Source organism: Streptomyces sp. SID14478 (assembly GCF_010548525.1).
GTDB lineage: Bacteria > Actinomycetota > Actinomycetes > Streptomycetales > Streptomycetaceae > Streptomyces.
On record NZ_JAAGMG010000574.1, the window covers coordinates 1 to 1,473 of the forward strand.

General features: G+C 73.6%; 2 protein-coding genes and 1 pseudogene. 1 reads left to right on the forward strand and 2 read right to left on the reverse strand.

Annotation, left to right across the window (positions count from 1 at the left end):
- On the forward strand, positions 1–551 hold a 551-nt coding region (locus G3I40_RS18845), incomplete at its 5' end, for a class F sortase (protein WP_203644367.1).
- A gap of 45 nt (positions 552–596) precedes the next feature.
- Here G3I40_RS18845 and G3I40_RS18850 read toward each other — a convergent pair.
- Both G3I40_RS18850 and G3I40_RS18855 read right to left on the reverse strand, forming a co-directional pair.
- Positions 597–1,151, reverse strand: a complete 555-nt coding sequence (locus tag G3I40_RS18850) for a YciI family protein (RefSeq protein WP_164303303.1) — start codon at positions 1,149–1,151, stop codon at positions 597–599.
- A gap of 43 nt (positions 1,152–1,194) precedes the next feature.
- A pseudogene (locus G3I40_RS18855) lies at positions 1,195–1,473 on the reverse strand (ABC transporter ATP-binding protein); the annotation flags it as partial.

Sequence of the window (1,473 nt, forward strand, 5' to 3'; positions counted from 1 at the left end):
CCGCGTGCTCGTCGGGCACCGGCACCCGGGTCAGCGGCGCCGCGACCGCCGCGCCGCACACACGCACCGCCTCCGAGGCGGCCCGGCCCGAGCACACCGCCACCGTGGCCGACCCGGCCCGGGTGTCCATCGCCGCCATCGACGTGGACAGCGCCCTCCTCCCGCTCGGCCTGAACGACGACGGCACCGTCGAGGTCCCGCCCGCCCGGCAGGGCATGACCGCGGGCTGGTACACCGGGGGCGCCGTGCCGGGCGAGCCCGGGGCGGCCGTCATCATCGGGCACAACGACACCAGGTTCGGCAGGGCCGTCTTCCACGACCTGCGCAAACTGGACAAGGGCGCCGACATCGACGTGACCGACTCCCGCGGGAAAACAGCCCACTTCACGGTCACGGCGACCGAGACGGTCAGCAAGCAGGCCTTCCCCACCAAGAAGGTGTACGGCGCCACGCACACCCGCGCCCTGCGCCTGATCACCTGTGACGGGTCCTTCGACGCACAGGGGCACCCCGTGGACAACCTCATCGTGTACGCGGAACGCGCGCACTGACCCGGAGCCCGCGCAGGGGTGCGGATCACGGCCCCCTCCTCCTCGCTACCGCCGCCCGCCGAACTCCCATTCGTGGACCTCGATCTCGGCATATCCGCCCTGGGTGAGGACGTCGCGCGCCGCATCCGGGCCCGCGGCCCGCAGCAGCGCCGCGGTGCCGAGCCAGGTCCCGCCGTCGTCCGACAGGAGCGGCCCGTAGGCGATCAGGTCGTCCCGGTCGGACGGCAGGTCGAGGTCGACGGCCGCTCCCGGGGCGAGGCCGAGGCCGAGGACCAGGTACCGCAGGCCGCCGGTCCGGCCCCCGGGGAACTCCCACATGGTGCGGCCCAGCAGGTTGCGCCACCGGCGCAGCAGGACGGCGCGGTGCGCGCCCGCCTGATAGGTGGGCTCGTCGAAGGCGAACGCGCGGGCCGCCGCCGCATCCGGCAGGTCGACGATGTGCACGCTGCCGACGGGCGTCTCCCCGTCGTCGGCGAACGTCGGTCCGCGGGCGATCAGTTCGGCCTCGTACCCGTCCATGTACGACCAGTGCTCCTCCCGCAGTTTCTCGCGCAGGGCGAGGGAGCCGGGGCGGTCACGGTGGTAGCTGAAGAACTCCATGGGACGGGACTCTTCCTGAGGCAGCGCGTCGGCTCAATGGGTTTCAGCCCTCGCGCGCACCCGACCAGGCCTGCCACAGCTTCGCGTACTGGCCGCCGTCCGCGACGAGTTGGGCGTGCGTGCCGATGTCGGCGATCCGGCCGTCGACCAGCACCACGATGCGGTCGGCGTCCAGGGCCTGGGTGAGGCGATGGGCGACGATCACCGCGGTACGTCCCTTCAGGGCCTGGTCGGCGGCGCGTTCCAGCGCCCGGGCGCCGGCGCTTCCGGCGTCGGCCGTCGCCTCGTCGAGCACCGCCACCGGGGGATCGGCGAGGATCAG